At 37.5% G+C, this 17,465-nt stretch carries 16 protein-coding genes; 14 read left to right on the top strand and 2 right to left on the bottom strand.

The features are described 5' to 3' along the window. The first annotated feature begins 65 nt into the window (after window positions 1–65). The 14 genes from coaBC to CLNEO_RS06100 all read left to right on the top strand — a co-directional run bounded on the left by coaBC (window position 66) and on the right by CLNEO_RS06100 (window position 12,077). Entirely contained in the window at window positions 66–1,262 is a 1,197-nt protein-coding gene (gene coaBC, locus CLNEO_RS06170; protein ID WP_066086024.1) for a bifunctional phosphopantothenoylcysteine decarboxylase/phosphopantothenate--cysteine ligase CoaBC, read from the top strand. Between the two features lie 384 nt (window positions 1,263–1,646). Next, window positions 1,647–2,201 (top strand): helix-turn-helix domain-containing protein, encoded by a 555-nt coding sequence (locus CLNEO_RS06165; protein ID WP_066086021.1) that lies wholly within the window; start codon window positions 1,647–1,649, stop codon window positions 2,199–2,201. A gap of 136 nt (window positions 2,202–2,337) precedes the next feature. Further along, window positions 2,338–3,363: a transglutaminase-like domain-containing protein gene (locus CLNEO_RS06160; protein WP_083531879.1), complete on the top strand. Its 1,026-nt coding sequence runs from the start codon at window positions 2,338–2,340 to the stop codon at window positions 3,361–3,363. Between the two features lie 87 nt (window positions 3,364–3,450). Then, window positions 3,451–4,494 (top strand): type II secretion system F family protein, encoded by a 1,044-nt coding sequence (locus tag CLNEO_RS06155; protein WP_066086018.1) that lies wholly within the window; start codon window positions 3,451–3,453, stop codon window positions 4,492–4,494. Window positions 4,495–4,507: 13 nt separating this feature from the next. After that, window positions 4,508–4,816, top strand: a complete 309-nt coding sequence (locus CLNEO_RS06150) for a hypothetical protein (RefSeq protein WP_083531878.1) — start codon at window positions 4,508–4,510, stop codon at window positions 4,814–4,816. Between the two features lie 10 nt (window positions 4,817–4,826). Next, window positions 4,827–5,306, top strand: coding sequence for a DUF4860 domain-containing protein (locus CLNEO_RS06145; RefSeq protein ID WP_066086012.1), 480 nt, complete (start codon window positions 4,827–4,829; stop codon window positions 5,304–5,306). A 1-nt stretch (window position 5,307) separates the two neighbouring features. Beyond that, entirely contained in the window at window positions 5,308–5,709 is a 402-nt protein-coding gene (locus tag CLNEO_RS06140; RefSeq protein WP_066086010.1) for a hypothetical protein, read from the top strand. After that, window positions 5,702–6,154, top strand: a complete 453-nt coding sequence (locus CLNEO_RS06135) for a hypothetical protein (RefSeq protein ID WP_157723491.1) — start codon at window positions 5,702–5,704, stop codon at window positions 6,152–6,154. The genes CLNEO_RS06140 and CLNEO_RS06135 overlap by 8 nt, the downstream gene beginning before the upstream one ends. A gap of 15 nt (window positions 6,155–6,169) precedes the next feature. After that, entirely contained in the window at window positions 6,170–7,243 is a 1,074-nt protein-coding gene (locus tag CLNEO_RS06130) for a type IV pilus twitching motility protein PilT (protein WP_066086005.1), read from the top strand. Window positions 7,244–7,359: 116 nt separating this feature from the next. Next, window positions 7,360–8,577: a BTAD domain-containing putative transcriptional regulator gene (locus tag CLNEO_RS06125; protein ID WP_162266460.1), complete on the top strand. Its 1,218-nt coding sequence runs from the start codon at window positions 7,360–7,362 to the stop codon at window positions 8,575–8,577. 723 nt (window positions 8,578–9,300) lie between these two features. After that, window positions 9,301–9,768, top strand: coding sequence for a GyrI-like domain-containing protein (locus tag CLNEO_RS06115; RefSeq protein ID WP_066085999.1), 468 nt, complete (start codon window positions 9,301–9,303; stop codon window positions 9,766–9,768). A 10-nt stretch (window positions 9,769–9,778) separates the two neighbouring features. Next, window positions 9,779–10,411: a GyrI-like domain-containing protein gene (locus CLNEO_RS06110; RefSeq protein WP_066085998.1), complete on the top strand. Its 633-nt coding sequence runs from the start codon at window positions 9,779–9,781 to the stop codon at window positions 10,409–10,411. Between the two features lie 23 nt (window positions 10,412–10,434). Further along, window positions 10,435–11,193, top strand: a complete 759-nt coding sequence (locus CLNEO_RS06105) for an N-acetyltransferase (protein ID WP_066085996.1) — start codon at window positions 10,435–10,437, stop codon at window positions 11,191–11,193. After that, on the top strand, window positions 11,193–12,077 hold the full coding sequence (locus tag CLNEO_RS06100) for an SPL family radical SAM protein (protein WP_066085993.1): 885 nt from the start codon (window positions 11,193–11,195) through the stop codon (window positions 12,075–12,077). The genes CLNEO_RS06105 and CLNEO_RS06100 overlap by 1 nt, the downstream gene beginning before the upstream one ends. A 313-nt stretch (window positions 12,078–12,390) precedes the next feature. Here CLNEO_RS06100 and CLNEO_RS06095 read toward each other — a convergent pair whose 3' ends face one another. Together CLNEO_RS06095 and feoB are read right to left on the bottom strand one after the other, a co-directional pair. After that, window positions 12,391–14,544 (bottom strand): methyl-accepting chemotaxis protein, encoded by a 2,154-nt coding sequence (locus CLNEO_RS06095; RefSeq protein WP_066085989.1) that lies wholly within the window; start codon window positions 14,542–14,544, stop codon window positions 12,391–12,393. A gap of 761 nt (window positions 14,545–15,305) precedes the next feature. Next, complete coding sequence (gene feoB / locus CLNEO_RS06090) at window positions 15,306–17,450, bottom strand: ferrous iron transport protein B (protein ID WP_066085985.1); 2,145 nt, start codon at window positions 17,448–17,450, stop codon at window positions 15,306–15,308. Between the last annotated feature and the right edge of the window lie 15 nt (window positions 17,451–17,465).

Raw genomic sequence — 17,465 nt, 5'->3', positions numbered from 1 at the left:
CCAAGAAATTGTTTGTTATAATATGGACAAAGATGTCTGCAAATACGAAACAAAAGGAGTATGCTATGTTACTGAAAGGAAAAACAGTGGTTTTAGGCGTAACAGGAAGTATTGCTGCCTATAAAATGGCAAATGTGGCCAGTATGCTAGTGAAATTGGAGTGTGATGTTCATGTTATCATGACGGAAAATGCAACCCATTTTATTACTCCAATTACCTTTGAAACCTTAACTGGAAACAAATGCTTGGTAGATACATTTGATCGGAATTTTCAATTCCATGTTGCCCATGTTTCTTTGGCGAAAAAAGCGGATTTGCTTTTGATTGCGCCTGCTTCGGCGAACGTGATTGGAAAATTAGCCTGTGGCATTGCGGATGATATGCTAACGACAACAACCATGGCTTGCAGTGGAAAAAAAATGATAGCTCCGGCTATGAATACCAATATGTTTCATAATCCTATCCTGCAGGATAATTTAAAAAAACTTGCTGCCTTTGGTTATGAAATCATTCAGCCGGAAAGCGGCGTTTTGGCCTGTAAGGACAGCGGAGAGGGAAAACTGCCCAAGGAAGAGGTTTTGGTCGCCCATATTTTACGGGAAATTGCCTATGAAAAGGATTTAGCGGGTCAGAAAGTAATTGTTACAGCAGGGCCTACCCAGGAAAGCATTGATCCTGTAAGATATATTACAAATCACTCCACTGGGAAAATGGGTTATGAGCTTGCGAAAGCAGCCATGCTGCGCGGAGCAGAAGTAACCTTGGTTAGTGGTGTGACGGCCTTGGAAAAGCCACTTTTTGTAAATTTTATTCAGATAAAAAGTGCTGCCGATATGTTTGAAACAATGAAGGAGCATTTTTCGGAGAATGATATTATCATAAAAGCGGCAGCTGTTGCGGATTATAAGCCAAAAACTGTTGCCGATGATAAAATGAAGAAAAAAGACGGTGAAATGGCTATCGAACTTGACCGTACCCAGGATATTTTGAAATATATAGGTGAACATCGCAAAGAAGGACAATTTCTATGCGGGTTTTCCATGGAAACACAGAATATGCTGGAAAACTCTAGAATCAAGCTGGAAAAAAAGAATATTGATATGATCGTTGCTAACAATTTAAAGGTTGCCGGCAGCGGCTTTGGAACGGATACAAATGTGGTAACTATGATTTCCAAGGAGGAAGAGGTTCAGCTGGAACTTCTGACAAAAGAAATGGTTGCTCATAATATTATTGACGAAATCCTGAAGCTGAAGGGTTGATAAAAAGGCGTGTCCTCCTAGAGAGATACGCCTTTTTTACTGTATAGTAAGGTTGCAAAAAAAAATTTATTGTTACAAAACGAAAAAATAAAAGAGGTGTTATATTTTTTATGGAATACTGATTTATTCTGTATGTATATTTAATTAGGTAAGTTTTACATTAGACAACACCAAAAAATCTTGCAATAGCACCACTGTTACTACGATTTTTCTTACCAATGGAAAATTTTCCTTGATTATCTGCACACTCGCCACGCAATCTGTGCTTCCTTAGATTTTTGCGGATGAAAGAGAGGAAAAAATACAATAGAACTGAAAATATCTAGATTATTTAAAAAAGGAAAGTGAAATAAGGAAAATAGATGAGTATTGGAGGTCATTGAGATGGACGCAATGAGTAACATTATTGCTTCAAACCTAAGAAAAATCCGTAGAGACAGAAAATTGAGTTTGGATAATGTTGCGGATATGACTGGGGTAAGTAAAAGCATGCTTGGACAGATTGAGCGGGGAGATTCCAGTCCCACGGTGGCAACCTTATGCAAAATTGCTTCTGGGCTACATACATCACTAACCGGTCTTTTGGAGGACGCTCAAAGACCAATGAAAGTAATTTGCAAAAATGATTTGATTCCATTTTGTGGAAATCAGGGGCGTTTTCGTCTTTTGCCATATTTTCCTTATGATGATAATAAACAATTTGAAATTTTTGTGGTAGAGCTTGATGTGAATTCTGCTTCCGAATCTATGCCTAGGGAAGAGGGGGTTGAAACCTATATGATGGTATTTGAAGGCAAGATACAACTTAAGATTACGGACAAAAAGTTTGTTTTAGAGGATGGATGTGCCATGCGTTTTGATGCCAATTTACCCCATACATACAAAAATATTGGAGAAAACACAGCCAAAATCTGTCAATTGATATATTATAAAAAGTGAAGACGGTTGTCTAGAAAAACAAAGTGTGAAAAAAATGATGAACCATGGTGAAAAGAAAGGGTATCATTGACTGTGATTAAATTATGTGTTAAAATTTACTAAAATACTAAGGGACAATGCGGAATGAGGTGAGAAGATGAAGAAGAATATTTTTAAAAACACAATATTATATTTTTCTGTAATTGCTTTGTTTTTGTTGGGATGCGGAAATGCAACCTCCGCCATCGCCCAGGAGGAAGGCACTGCCATGTTTCCGTTAGAGCTATACAGCGAGGCGAATTCCGTTTCCCTGGAGGAAGCCTTGGGTGAGCCTATGGTTCCCCTTGCCGGTGATCCAAAGGCTGCTGTGATTCAGGCACCCCAGGCATCGGGTAAGGTGGTTTACACTTCTAGTGGAAATAATGATGTTACAATGGATGCTTCAAATTCAGCCGATGGGTATATTATGGTGAAATACACAGGGAGCGCATCCGTAAAGCTGAAGCTTATCTTAAGCGGCCCAAGCGGCATAAAATATACCTATAATTTAAACAGCAATGGGAATTACGAAACCTTCATTCTCTCAAATGGCAGCGGGAATTATACTGTAGGCGTATATAAAAATATTGTAGACACAAAGTACAGCACCCTTTTTACAAAGAGTTTTCAGGTTACGTTGAAAGATGAGTTTGCACCATTTTTACGTCCCAATCAGTATGTAAATTTCAATGCTAATAGCCAGGTGGTCACTATGGCAGCTTCATTGGTAAAGGATTCTAAAAATGATATTGAAAAGGTTCAGTCAATTTATGATTATGTTGTCAAAAATATCACCTACGACAAACAGTTAGCGCAAACGGTACAGAGTGGTTATGTGCCTGTGGTTGATGATGTATTAATGAATAAAAAGGGCATTTGCTTTGACTATGCGGCAGTTATGGCTGCAATGCTGAGAAGTCAGGGGATTCCTACAAAGCTGGTTACTGGGTATACAGGATCAGCATACCATGCATGGATTTCAACCTATTCGAAAGAAACCGGTTGGGTTGAGGGAATTATTTTCTTTGATGGAACTACATGGCGCTTGATGGATCCTACGTTTGCTTCCACGGGAAATTCCAGTGATGCAATCATGAAGTATATTGGTGATGGAAAGAACTATCAGGAAAAATATCTGTACTAATTTTATTGCAAAAAGAATACTAAATAAAAATTAGAAAAACGAAACCGCTGATTTTCAGCGGTTCGTCGTGTATACGGGGGTTTCGTTATGAAAGAAAAAAACTGGTCAAATGAAGAGCTTACGGCATTTTGCCTTGAATTTTCATTGCTTATCAAAACGGGGATGTCCGTTGGAGAAGGCTTTTCTATCCTTTCAGAAAACGAGCAGAATCCAGAGAAAAAGAAATTTTTATTATCGTTATACGAAAAAACATTGCTGAGTACATCTGTCCATCAGACCATGAGGGAAGCAGGGGTTTTCCCTCCTTATATGTTAAAGCTCATTTATATAGGAGAGGAAACAGGCCATTTGGAAGACTGCTTTGCTTCGCTTTCTCGTTATTTTGACCAGAGAATCAGAACACGCAGGCTGATTAAGGAAACCGTTATGTTTCCGCTAATGCTTTTTGTGATGATGCTGGTCGTTGCGATTCTTTTATTGACGGAGGTTTTACCGATTTTTCAAAGTGTTTTTGCGCAGTTGGGCGGAACACTTCCGGCAAGCGCCTTGTTTTTCTTAAACCTTGGCGTTGGTTTGAAGAAGGGGCGTTTTATTTTTCTGGGTATTTTTATTATTCTCGTTGTTCTGGCTGTTTTGGCAGGGTTATCTTCTTCCGTGCAGCAAAAAGTAAGCACATTTTTTAAACGTCATATGACAACAACAAAAGTGGGGAAGCTTTCAGCCCAGGCGCACTTTGCATCAGCCCTTTCCATGACCATTCGCAGTGGCTTGGACACAGGCAGAGCATTGGAAATTGCGGAGGATTTTTGTGCAGAGACCTTCTTAAAAGAAAAAATACATAGATGTAAAGCAAGGGTGCAATCGGGCGAGCCTTTTGCCAATGCGGTGGAGCAGGAGGGCTTGCTTAAGCCCATGTATTCTCGTATGCTTGCGATAGGAATAAAAAGTGGCAACATTGACGAAGTATTATCAGAAATTGCTAGAAGGACTGAGGAAGATGCAGCTTTCGCCTTGACAAAAGCTGCTTCCATAGTGGAACCCGCAGTAGTGATTATATTATCAATTTTGGTGGGATTTTTGCTTCTTTCAGTGATGTTTCCTCTGGTTGGCATTATGAGCTCTTTAGGTTAAAGAGGTGAGAAGATTGAAAAATGTTTTCAATATAATAAAAGAATATGGATTAGCCCTTTGTTTCTTTTTTGCAGTGACAGGCTTTGTATTTTTTGGCTTGTATCAGGCAAAAGCTGCCCAGCATGAAGAGGCTCTTCGCATTGCAAGGGAGAGCATAATGCGCGGCGCCATTCGTTGTTATGCATTGGAGGGTGTATATCCGCCAAGCTATGATTATTTAAGAGAAAATTACGGAATTCAAGTTGACGAAGAAAAATATACGGTGTTTTATGATATTTTTGCTTCAAATATGATGCCGGATGTTACGGTAATTGAGAAATGAGGGGGTCTCTATGAAAAAGCAAACCCGAATTTTAGAAACGTTACCGAACTTGCTGCTGTTTTTTTTGTTTACGGCTTGTATGCTGGCAACTTTGCTTGCAGGGGCAAGGGTATATCAAAGAGTTTCCGCTGTTTTGGATGCGCAGTATTCCACAACAACCTGTATAAACTATTTATCGGCAAAGGTTCGCCATTATGATAAGCAGGGCGGAATCGGTATGGGAAGGATAGGTGACGTTGACGCACTTACCCTTTATGATGTTTATGATGGTGAAAAATTTACTACATATATTTATTCCTTCGACGGCTACTTAATGGAATTGTTTTGCAGTGCGGCGGAAGAATTTTCACCAGAGGATGGACAGCAAATTATGCCCATAGATGATTTGGAGATATCTTTAAATGATCAAATGTTATTTTTTCATTGTGGGCGCGAGGGGCGGGAAGCTTCAACTGTTTTAAACCTGCACAGCAAGGGAGGGGAGGAGTAAAATGAATACACAATCTAAGACTCCTTTGTTTTTAATGGAAATTGTGATTATGCTATTTGTATTTGCCATTTCCGCAAGCATTTGCCTGAAGGTTTTTGTGTATGGTGAAAAAATATCCCAGGAAGGCTACAATTTAGATCAGGCGTGCTTTGAAACGCAAAAAGCTGCGGAGTATTGGCAGAATACAAAGGGTAATATGGAAGAAACAGCGCAACTGTTGCAAGCAAGTATAGAGGGAGATGAGCTGAAAGCTTATTTTGATGAGGATTGGAATTCTACGCAAAAGGGTCCTATTTTTACCCTCACTATGAAAACAAGGGGTGCTTACGCTAAAATTGTTGTGAAGGATCAGGAAAAAGAACTGTTTTCTTTAGAAACTGAGGCGGTGATTTTTGGTGAATGAAAAAAGAAACCCTAAAATTAGTATTGGCATTGTTTCTTTGGTAGTAATTCTTACGGTATTATGCCTTACGATTTTTTCTGTTATGACACTGACCACTGCTCTAAATGAAAAGCAGTTGGCTGAAAAAGCAGCGATTGCTTTAGAGAATTATTACAATGCCGAAGCTCATTGCAGTAAGATTGCGAATGAAATTGGTGAAATTTGGAAAGAAGCGGGAAACAAGGACGATCTACAGGCTTACGCCAAAGCGAACAAAGTGGATTGCCATTTGGAAAAAAATAAGCTATACTTTAGATATCAATGCTCTGTTGACGAAAGACAAACCCTTTTTGTGACCATTTCAGTGGGAGATACATTTGAAATTGAACAATGGTGTGTGCAGGCTACCAGCGAATGGGTTCCGGATGAAAGTATTATTGTTTGGGATGGAGAAAGTATAGAATAATATGGGGAGGCAGCTATGCTCTCATTTTTAGAGATTTTAACACAAACAATTCAGCTTGGTGCTTCAGATGTTTTTATTGTTGCCGGCAAGCCATTGTCCTATAAAAAAGGAAAAATAATATATCAGCTAAACGAAGAAAAAATAATGCCTGATTATTCTAAGCAATTAGTGGAGGAGGCCTATGGCCTTGCTCATCGTGAGGTGACTCGTTTATCGACGGATGGTGATGATGATTTTGCTATTTCCGTCCCCAATTTAGCAAGACTAAGGGTAAACTGCTATAAACAAAGAGGGTCATTGGCGGCTGTTTTGCGCATTGTATCCTATGGCATACCCAATTACCAGTCAATTGGAATTCCGGAAGAGGTTATGAAGCTGGCGAAAATTCAAAAAGGGTTGGTATTGGTGACAGGTTCTGCGGGGAATGGTAAATCAACTACCCTTGCTTGTATTTTGCAAAGAATTAACGAAACAAGAACCGATCATATCATAACGCTGGAAGATCCCATTGAGTTTTTATATCGTAATGATAAATCGATCATAAGCCAGCGGGAAATTGGTCTGGATACCTTAAACTTTGTTTCTGCGCTCCGCTCTAGCCTAAGGCAGTCGCCTGATGTTATATTGGTGGGAGAAATGCGTGATCATGAAACCATACAAATTGCAATGACTGCTGCGGAAACAGGACATTTAATTCTTTCGACCCTTCATACAGTAGGAGCAGTCAGTACCATTGACCGTATCATAGATATTTTTCCGCCAAATCAACAGCAACAGGTGCGTGTTCAGCTATCTATGGTTTTAAAAACTGTGGTTTCGCAACAGCTGGTTCCTTCTGTAGATGATTCACTTATTCCCGTTTTTGAAATAATGCACATGAACAACGCCGTGCGTAATATGATACGAGAGTCAAAAGTGTATCAAATAGAATCGGTAATCGGAATGTCCGGTGCCGATGGCATGATTTCCATGGATAATAGTTTGTACCAATTGGCAGTCAGTGGTAAAATAACGATAGAAACGGCATTACAATATGCAATTCATTCTGAGCTTTTAGAAAAACGCTTTCATATGAATTTGAGGAAGTGAGAAAAAACTTTTATTTAGCAAAAGGGATGTTTGATTTTTGAAATAATTGACTTATTAAAAATAAGATAATATCAGATATGTTTTTTTGCAAGAAAGTACAGAAAAGGGGGAGACCAGTGAACGAAGAATTTAGAATAACTTTGCTTGGTGAATTTACAATCGAATATAAGGATAGTGTTGTTTCCGACCAAACAAATCGCTCAAAAAAAGTATGGACAATGTTAGAATATCTTATTGTCTACAGAAAACGTTTTATTACACAAGATGAGCTGATAGATTTGCTTTGGCCCGAAAGCACATCCCGTGATCCGATTAATACGCTAAAGGTGATGATGCATCGCGTTAGAGATGCTTTGGATGAATTGGAATTTGATAATAGCCGTCAAATGATATTATATCGAAATGGTGCGTATGGCTGGAATCAAGAATTTAAGTGTGTTACAGATGTGGATGAATTTCAAAGACTGATCCATGAAAGTGAACTTGAAACTGACGATATTTCCAGAAAAATATCCTTGCTACTACAAGCAGAAAGCCTTTATCAGGGACATTTTTTAGAAAAAAAATCTTCGGAATCTTGGGTTATTCCAATTGCTGCGTATTATCGTTCCTTGTATAATCGGGTTGTAACAGAACTAGGAAGAATTCTTTTTGAACATAAAAAGTATGAACAGCTTTCCGTTGTTTGTCAAAAAGCTATAATCTTAGAACCGTATGAAGAACAATTTTACATCTATTTAATTAAAGTGCTAATTTCCACAGGATATTTAGAAAAGGCCATGGATTTATATCATCATGTGACCGAAGTGTTTATGCGTGAATTGGGTGTAACACCTTCTGATGAGCTTTTGGCTTTATATAATGATGTTGTAAAAACAATAAAAACACCTGAAATGGATCTTAGCGTAATAAAAAGTAAGCTGGACGAAAGCAAAGGAGAAATTGGATGTGTTTTTTGTGAGTATGAGTTTTTTAAACTTGTATATCATTTGGAGGCCAGAAATATTGGAAGGACGGGAGATTCCTCTAACCTGTGTCTGATTTCCGTAGTGGATAAAAACACCGTTAGTATTCCGCCTCGAAGAGCTTTAAACCGTGCTATGGATGCATTAAAGACAACGATTCAGTATAATATACGAAGCGGCGACGTATTTGCCAGGTATAGTGTGAATCAATATTTGGTTATGCTTCCTAGTACAAACAACGAAACCGGAAATATGGTTGCCCAAAGACTAATAAAAGCCTTCCGAAAAGAATTTTCGGGAATTCAGATTGTATTAAAATATTCAATTCAGAAAATTACGCCAATGAAAGATCGAATGAAACAGAGCTGATCAATGTAAATGAAAAGTATGTATTGCATAAAATTTATGGATAAATTACATATGAAATAATGAATATATTGAAAAATAAATATCAAAAAATACTGCTGTGGATAATTTAATCTATGGCATTTTTTTATATCGCGTTACTTTTGCAAATGCATTTTAAATGGGCTTTGATGCTTGTTTTTGTCCAATTTTGTAAACAAGGTAATATTTAATTAGTATTATGCAATAGCACTTTTATACAAAAAAGATTAATATGACATAATGGTAACATATGATTGTGGTATAATATTTTCAATGATAAAATATGCAGATTAATCGATTACTTGAAAAGGTTTATACGCTTTTTGAGAAAAAAACAGTACTGCCAGGGAGTTGGCGGAGCAGCAAAAGATTTTATTCGATACAGAAGTTTAAGAGATTACATTGGTTTTCAAATTTGATCCATGTATGACATATCGGGTATTCGATGAGTTTGAAAAAGGGGGAATTCTAAAAAATGTGGATAGCAGTTATACGGTCACGAAAAATATACCAGAAAACGAATGGCCATATGGATACATTTTTTCCTTCGATGAGTATGGCGAAGTTTTGGAACTACTTTATATTAGGGATATTATTAGAAAAAAACTGAAAAAGAATTTGAAAAATTATTTATAATATGACATACTGATGTCAGTTTAGCGTGGTATGCTTTTTTTATCTTAATAAGAAATGAGGTATCATTCAATGGATTATGAATTGGTTCAATTGAACAAAAAAAGGGTCGCCGGAATTCGAATTAGAACGGACAATAACGATGCTAATATGAGCAATCAAATTGGAAGGGCATGGCAAAGATTTTTTGGAGAGGGTATTTTTGCTTCAATTTCCAGTAAAAAAAATGATAAAACCATCGGCCTTTATACGAATTATGAGAATGGTGTCAGTTGGAAATATGATGTCATGATTTGCTGTGAGGTTGAGGATAATGCAATTATGCCTGCGCAGGTGGAAGTCGAAACCATAGGCGAGGGGAAATACGCAAAATTCGTTGTGAAGGGCCATGTTCAAAAAGCTGTGCAAGAATTTTGGATGAAGCTTTGGGCCATGGATTTAGATCGAAAGTACAGCTGTGATTTTGAAGAGTATCAAGCTGAGGGTGATATGGAAAATGGAGAAATACATTTTTATATTTCATTAAACGAAAAAAAGTGAGTTGAAAACAATGGACAAACTTGATTATAAAAAAATGTTTAAGGATTTATATTTGCCAAAGCGCAACCCTTCCTTGATAGAAGTTCCCACCATTCGTTTTGCGGCAATAAATGGGGAAGGGGATCCAAATAGTGAAGCATTTCAAAGGGCAACTACTGCATTATACAGCTTCAGCTATGCAGTAAAGATGTCTTACAAAAGCAAGGACACTCCCAAGGACTTTTATGATTATACGGTTTTTCCATTGGAAGGTGTTTGGGATTTGAGGGATTATAAAAAAACCATTACAGATAAAAGCAATTATGTTTACTCCGTTATGATTCGACAACCAGATTTTTTAACAGATGAATTGTTTGAGCGCTTTCTTGGTGAGACAAAAAAGAGGAAGCCCAATACTTTTCTGGATAAATTGGAGCTTCAAACCATTACGGAAGGCCCGTGTTGTCAAATGCTTCACCTGGGTGCATATGATGATGAGCCGACAAGTTTTGAAACGATGAAAGAGTTTTGTATTCATAACGGCTATGAAAGAATTTCAAAAGTGCATCGGGAAATATATCTTTCAGATCCACGAAAGACGGAAGCAGGGAAGTTGAAAACAGTATTGCGTTTTAAAGTGGGTAAAAAAACAAACTGTCAGTAGTTTTCCGGGAAGGGGAATCAACTATGGAAATAATTCGCATTGATAGCAGCAACATTGATCATGAGCACATTTGCTGTGCTATCTCAGACAAAAAGGGTGATCCCTGTGTATCTTCAAAAAAGAATTGGATGAAAAGGCAGTTCGAAAACGGCCTTGTTTTCAAACGCCTCAATGCGAGAGGAAAGGCTTTTATTGAATATATCCCTGCCGAGAATGCGTGGTGCCCTATTGACGGAGATGGGTATCTATTCATAAACTGCTTTTGGGTTTCGGGTCAGTTCAAAGGGCAGGGGTATGGAAATGATTTGTTGCAAGAATGTATATCTGATGGGAAAGCGCAGAATAAAAAGGGGTTGGTTGTTGTTTCATCCGCAAAAAAAATACCATTTTTGTCAGACCCTAAATATCTAAAACATAAGGGCTTTCAAGTATGTGACACTGCTGAGCCTTATTTTGAGCTGCTTTATTTGCCGTTCTGCGAGGATGCACCTAAACCCAAATTTAAGGAATGCTGTAAAAATGCATTTATTGAGGAAAAGGGAATGGTTTTATATTATACTAACCAGTGCCCGCATACAGAAAAATATGCCCCGAAAATTGCAGAGCTTGCACAAGAAAAGGGACAGATTGTAAAACTAGTGAAAATTGAAACCGTATTTCAGGCGCAAAATGCTCCTTCGCCATTTACAACTTATTGTTTTTTTTCGGATGGCCAATTTGTAACAAATGAAATTCTATCCGAGAGCAAATTTGGAAAATTTCTTGAGAAGAAGGGCTTGTAATGGAATGGATCCCGGCAAAAACATTACTTTCCGGATATGTCGAAAGCAATCCTTGGTTCGGCGTTAATTATAATATGAATATTTATAAGGGATGCAATCATGGCTGTATTTACTGTGATAGCAGAAGTGCGTGCTATGGGGTTGCGCATTTTGACCAAGTAAGGGCAAAGGAAAATGTGCTTGCCCTTTTGGAGAGAGAATTGAAATCCAAGCGAAGAACGGGCGTTGTAGGGCTAGGGTCAATGAGCGATCCTTATAATCCTTTTGAAAAGCAGTATCGGCTGACCAGAGGTGCCTTGGAGCGAATCAATCACTACGGCTACGGTGTTGCCATTGCCACAAAAAGCAGTCTGATTGAACGGGATATTGATTTACTGAAAGAAATTTCCCGCCATTCGCCCGTGCTTGTAAAAATAACAATTACAACTGCCGATGATGCATTATGCAGGAAAATCGAACCTAATGTGTCACTTTCCTCTCAACGGCTGGGGATAATCAAAAAGCTGTCCCAAGAAGGCATCTTTGTGGGCATATTATGCATGCCGGTTCTTCCGTTTATTGGGGATACAGCAAAAAACATGGGGAAAATGATTGCGCTTGCCCATGAAAATGGCGGGAAATTTATTTATCCGAAATTTGGCGTAACGCTAAGGGAAAATCAGCGAGAATGGTATTATGATAGGCTGGATCAATTGTTTCCGTCTTTGAAAGAAGCGTATATTAAAACTTTTGGGAATTCATATGAATGTATATCGCCCAATGCAAAGGCTTTATGGCATCTGTTTAAAGAAGATTGCAACCGATATGGGTTATTATACAAAATGGATGATATCATAATGGCATATAAAACCCCCAGTCAAGGGGTTCAGCTTTCGTGGTTTTGAGGGGTCATGCTTGTCAAAATAATGATTGAGCGTGGTTTTTTGCATGAAAATAAGGGGAAGACTGTAAAAATTTAAGAAGCACATGAAAGAAAATACACAGTAAAAATCCGAAATGGAAAGGTGATTTTGAGCAGAAAGCTTGACAAGATTATTGTTGGACAGGTTTTTCTAATCAATGTTATACCAAGGATTGAATAATAAACAAAAACCTCCAAGACTTTTAATTTACAGTTTGGAGGTTTTGTATTTGAAATGAAAGTTTTTCTTAGAATACAGAAGAAGTAACAATCGCTTTATTTAAGCAAATCGTGTTTTAGTACTTTGTACCATCATCTTCAATATAATCTTCTAAATTTTCGAAGCTTGATTCTTCAAAGTCCGGTTCATCAAAGCTGGGTTTTTCAGAATCTAATTTTTCTGTATTGTCAAAAACATCCCTTTCAACACCGTCAGATGCTAATATAAATTTAGACAAAAGCTCTTTTAACATTTGTGCCTGAGCAGATAACTCTTCACTGGCTGCTGCTTCTTCCTCGGCTGTAGCACTATTTGTTTGAACAACAGCTGAGATTTGCTCAACACCAAGATTAACTTGGGTTATAGACTGTGCTTGTTCATTGCTTGCATCAGCAATTTTTTGAATTATTTCAGCGGAATGCTCAGAGCCACGAACAATGCCTTCCAGAGATGTTGCAGTTCCGTTCACAATACGAGTACCTTTTTCAATTGCATGTAAAGAGTTTTCAATCAAAGCAGCGGTATTTTTTGCACTTTCAGCAGACTTGCTTGCAAGATTTCGAACTTCATCTGCAACGACAGCAAAGCCTCTTCCGGCGTTACCGGCTCTAGCTGCTTCAACGGCGGCATTCAAAGCAAGGATATTTGTTTGGAATGCAATATCATCAATGTTCTTAATTATTTTACCTATTTGGTTAGAAGTACGGCTGATTTCTTCCATAGCTTCAACCATAAGCTCCATTTGTTCTTTTCCATAAGCAGTAGCATCTGATGCTTCTTTTGCAATTGCTTTTGCCTGGGTAGCGTTTTCGGCTGTTTCCATAATTTGCGTGGAGATATCGTTCATAGTTGCAGACAGTTCCTCAATGGAGCTTGCTTGTTCCGTTGCGCCTTGGGAAAGGGCCTGTGCACCACTGGAAACTTGATCAGAACCGGAGGCAACTTGTTCAGCGGCCAAATTAATTTGCAAAAGGGTATCATTTACCATTTCAGCTGTCGAAACCAAAGCGTCTTTAATTATGGCAAACTCACCATCATATTTCTGCTTAAAAGTAAGGCGGAAGTCACCATTTCCAATTTGATGCAACAGCTCTGAAATCTCATTTATGTATGCAATATAGCCCTTAAGCCGTACAACTGTTTTTTCGAATGAATGGGCCACCAAAGACGCCTCATCGCTCGTTCTAATGTCTAAATCTACATCAAGATCGCCAGCGGCAATTTTGTCGGAAGCAATTGCTAATTTACGCAAAGGATTTATCATTCCTTTTGCGGCAAAATAAATTATTACGCAAATTGCTATTAAAATCACTAGCATCGTTAGCAATAGAATTGTTCTCAACTGAATAAAGGGGCTGTCAACCTCAGAACGAGGTATTGATGAAACTACCTTCCAGCCGGTATTGCCAACGGTTGTATTGAAGCCGCACATTGCATTCCCGCCTGTCTCGTACTGAACAACATCTGTAGAAATATTTTTTACTAAAGCTTTGGCATCGTCACTAACAGATACCTCATCTATATTTTTCAATACAAAGTCCGTAGTTGGATGATAAAGTATAGTGTTTTTATCAGTAACAAAACAGAAATAGCCGGTATCGCCTAATCTTAGGCTGCTCATAATTGCTGTAATTTGATCCAAAGACATATCAATACCAAAGGCACCAACCATTTCACCACTGCTGTAGATTGGTATAGCTATTGTGATAACCAATTTTTGCGTACTCACGTCAATATATGGCTCAGAAATAGATAATCCCATCTTTTCCTTCATATTAATAAACCAAGGACGTTGCGTAATGACCCAATTTCCACCAAGCTCAGATACATAGCCGTCCGACATAATTAGCTGACTGGAATCAAGATCTGCTATCCAAGCTGCCAAAATATTAGTGGTATCAATCCCTGCAATTCGCTTCAATTCGTTATAAATTTCTGGAAACTCAGGGGTTTCTTCTACCGGTGTTTCCATTGTAACTTTTTCCATATATTCACTAAAAATGGAGTTGGTAGCGGCTGTTTTAACTAAAGTTGTATAATCAGAAAGATAGCGACTAATTTGCCACGAGGCACTAATTGAGCTTGTCCGAACAATTTCATTCGCTTGCTGATTAATACTTTTTTGAACATGACCCGATACTAAAACAAAAAGTACACAAAATAAAACAATTAAAGGTACCACGGTCAATAAAATCATTTTTCTTGCAATGCTTTTTTGTAAAAACTTCATATTTACACCTCTTTTTCCCCTTTTGCTGGACGTTCGATTAAAAAATCGAAAAAGTCCACCCTTTTGTATAAATGACATTTTAAAATACTTTTGCGATAATTAACCATCCTTACAGAAAGTATAGAGGTTATTAGCCAAACAAACAATTAGACCACAAACTTCATGTTTATAGAAAGCATTGTTATTAAAATATAAAATACTGTAATAAACCCTTGTTTCTTTCTTAGGTAATGGTTACATATCGATTGTTTCTCAAATTGTTAAGAAAAACATTCATTTTGGTTAATAAAGCATGATGAATATTCTAAGAAAAATAATGGCTCCTGATAAATCCCTCCTTATGCATTAAAAACCTTGTGCAATGCTATTTAAGAGTGTAGTAAATTCGTTTCTCTAAATAACAATAATACACAAAGCAATAATAATCATTGATTTTTGGATAGCATTTATGCACAAAAAAAAACAAAAGAACCTACTGCAAAAAATTTAGATGAAAAATCATAAATCCAGTTTATGGGTTACAGTTATTCTAATTGCTTGTAAAAATGTATATATTTAATTTAGCATAAAATGGAATAATAATCAATCAAAATACACTAAAAAATTACCATAAATGACAACTTTTTGTTTATTGAATTATAAAAATTCATATATTTAGATATTTTGTTATAAAAAAAATTTGCAAACTATCCGTCCTGGTTTTATCCTATGGAGCATTTTTTCTTTTGTAATTAATTCGAACCTTTTGTCTTGATTTGCTTTTATATAAACAGCTTTGCAACACTGGCAAATAAAATGCAAGAAATAATACCAATGAATGTGGGTATCGCTATAGCAAAAAAAGTCCATTTCCAGCTGTTCGTTTCTTTTTTTATTGTAATAAGGGTAGTGGAGCAGGGCCAATGCATAAGAGAGAATAACATGGTACAAATTGCAGTGATCCACGTCCATCCATGGTTTATAAATAATTCTTTCATTTCAAAAAGATTGTCGAATTCAACAATACTTCCCTGTGCCATGTAGGACATGATAATGATTGGAATTACAATCTCATTTGCCGGAAAACCCAGAATAAAAGCCAACAGAATAACGCCATCTAATCCCATTAGCATTGCAAAGGGATTTAAAAATGTAGCGCAATGATTTAGTATGCTTATATTATTTACTGTTGTATTTGCCATAAACCATATTATCATTCCAGCTGGGGCCGCTACAATTATCGCTCTGCCTAAAACAAATAGGGTTCTATCGAAGATAGAGCGAAGAATTACCTTCCCAATTTGAGGCTTGCGGTAGGGCGGGAGCTCCAAAGTAAAGGAAGATGGCACACCTTTTAAAATTGTATTTGAAAGAAGTTTTGTTACGCCGAAGGTGGTCAAAATACCTAATAAAATGAATACAGTCAATAAAATAGCAGAAAGCAGGGATGCCAATGTACCGCCTGTGCTTCCTACAAAAAACATTGTTATCATTGCAATTAAGGTTGGGAATCTGCCGTTGCATGGAACAAAATTATTCGTGAGTATTGCCAGCAAACGTTCTCTTGGGGAATCGATAATGCGACAGCCAACAATTCCAGCAGCATTACAACCAAATCCCATGCACATGGTAAGCGCTTGCTTTCCACATGCACAACAACGCTTAAATGTTTTATCCAAATTATAGGCAACCCTGGGCAGGTACCCTGCATCCTCAAGCAGTGTAAATAAAGGGAAAAAAATTGCCATTGGTGGCAGCATAACTGAAACAACCCATGCTAACACGCGATAAATTCCTAATACGAGCATGTCATGAAGCCAAACAGGTGTATTGATATAGAGTATAAAAACTGACAACTGGTCCTGAACCCAAAACAACATTTTTGCAAGCATTTGAGAGGGGTAATTCGCTCCGGTTATCGTTATCCAAAAAACGAATGCAAGCAGCAGTAGCATAATTGGATAGCCTGTAGCTTTACTGGTTAATATCTTATCAATTCTACGGTCAGACAAGTTATAACCTTCCTTTTCGAAGACAACAGCACCTTGGCAAACTTTTTCCGCTTCTAACACAAGGGAAGATACAATTTTATCCTTAAACTTGTTTGGATCAATTCCATATTTGTCAAGAACAGCTTTCGCTTCTTCTAATGCTTCTACTAAATCACTACTATCACATAAATTTATTCCAAGAAAGGTACTGATTTCTTTCATTAAAGATGCATCTTGGTCTAAAAGCTTTATACTTAACCATCTACTGCTAATAATATTACCTGTTATATTCTTTACTGCAGCTTCAAGGACTTCAATTGCTTCTTCTATTTCTTTTTCATAATGAATACACAAAGGTGTGGGCGTTATTGTGCCATCAGTTACTTTATCAATAATATCCATCAGTTCAGCAAGACCATTTTTTTTCCTTGCAATGGTGCCAACAACAGGCACACCAAGCCTTTTGGAGATTTTCATAAGATCTATGTTAATATTTTTCCTTTTGGCCTCATCCATAAGGTTAACACATACAATTACATTTTTTGAAATTTCTATCGTCTGTAGTACAAGGTTAAGATTGCGTTCCAGGCAAGTGGCATCGCATACTACAACCACAGCATCGGGGTTACCAAAGCAGATGAAGTTCCGAGCAACTTCTTCCTCCACTGAATGAGCCATTAAGGAATACGTTCCAGGAATATCTACCAAAACATAAGCTTGATTTTTTGTGGAGCAATATCCTTGCGCATTTGAAACTGTTTTGCCTGCCCAGTTTCCTGTATGCTGATTCATTCCTGTAAGCTCATTAAAAACAGTGCTTTTCCCAACATTTGGGTTGCCTGCAAGGGCGATTACCTTATCATCCAGCGATTGTTTTTTAATTTCCAACCCCAAATTAACGGCTTTCATTCCCATGGAGTTATTAGTTAGGCCCATTTTTGCACCTCCTAC

Origin of the sequence: Anaerotignum neopropionicum (assembly GCF_001571775.1) — a bacterium.
Lineage (GTDB): Bacteria > Bacillota > Clostridia > Lachnospirales > Anaerotignaceae > Chakrabartyella > Chakrabartyella neopropionicum.
Note: the sequence above shows the minus strand (reverse complement) of the source record. Positions and strands in the feature narration are given on the sequence as shown.

Excerpts from the sequence above, each read along its gene's own strand:
- CLNEO_RS06105 (WP_066085996.1), top strand. The coding sequence starts at position 10,435 with ATGGAAATAATTCGCATTGATAGCAGCAACATTGATCATGAGCACATT.
- CLNEO_RS06095 (WP_066085989.1), bottom strand. The coding sequence starts at position 14,544 with ATGAAGTTTTTACAAAAAAGCATTGCAAGAAAAATGATTTTATTGACC.
- CLNEO_RS06110 (WP_066085998.1), top strand. The coding sequence starts at position 9,779 with ATGGACAAACTTGATTATAAAAAAATGTTTAAGGATTTATATTTGCCA.
- CLNEO_RS06165 (WP_066086021.1), top strand. The coding sequence starts at position 1,647 with ATGGACGCAATGAGTAACATTATTGCTTCAAACCTAAGAAAAATCCGT.
- CLNEO_RS06130 (WP_066086005.1), top strand. The coding sequence starts at position 6,170 with ATGCTCTCATTTTTAGAGATTTTAACACAAACAATTCAGCTTGGTGCT.
- CLNEO_RS06115 (WP_066085999.1), top strand. The coding sequence starts at position 9,301 with ATGGATTATGAATTGGTTCAATTGAACAAAAAAAGGGTCGCCGGAATT.
- CLNEO_RS06145 (WP_066086012.1), top strand. The coding sequence starts at position 4,827 with ATGAAAAAGCAAACCCGAATTTTAGAAACGTTACCGAACTTGCTGCTG.
- CLNEO_RS06155 (WP_066086018.1), top strand. The coding sequence starts at position 3,451 with ATGAAAGAAAAAAACTGGTCAAATGAAGAGCTTACGGCATTTTGCCTT.
- coaBC (WP_066086024.1), top strand. The coding sequence starts at position 66 with ATGTTACTGAAAGGAAAAACAGTGGTTTTAGGCGTAACAGGAAGTATT.
- CLNEO_RS06140 (WP_066086010.1), top strand. The coding sequence starts at position 5,308 with ATGAATACACAATCTAAGACTCCTTTGTTTTTAATGGAAATTGTGATT.
- feoB (WP_066085985.1), bottom strand. The coding sequence starts at position 17,450 with ATGGGCCTAACTAATAACTCCATGGGAATGAAAGCCGTTAATTTGGGG.
- CLNEO_RS06100 (WP_066085993.1), top strand. The coding sequence starts at position 11,193 with ATGGAATGGATCCCGGCAAAAACATTACTTTCCGGATATGTCGAAAGC.
- CLNEO_RS06160 (WP_083531879.1), top strand. The coding sequence starts at position 2,338 with ATGAAGAAGAATATTTTTAAAAACACAATATTATATTTTTCTGTAATT.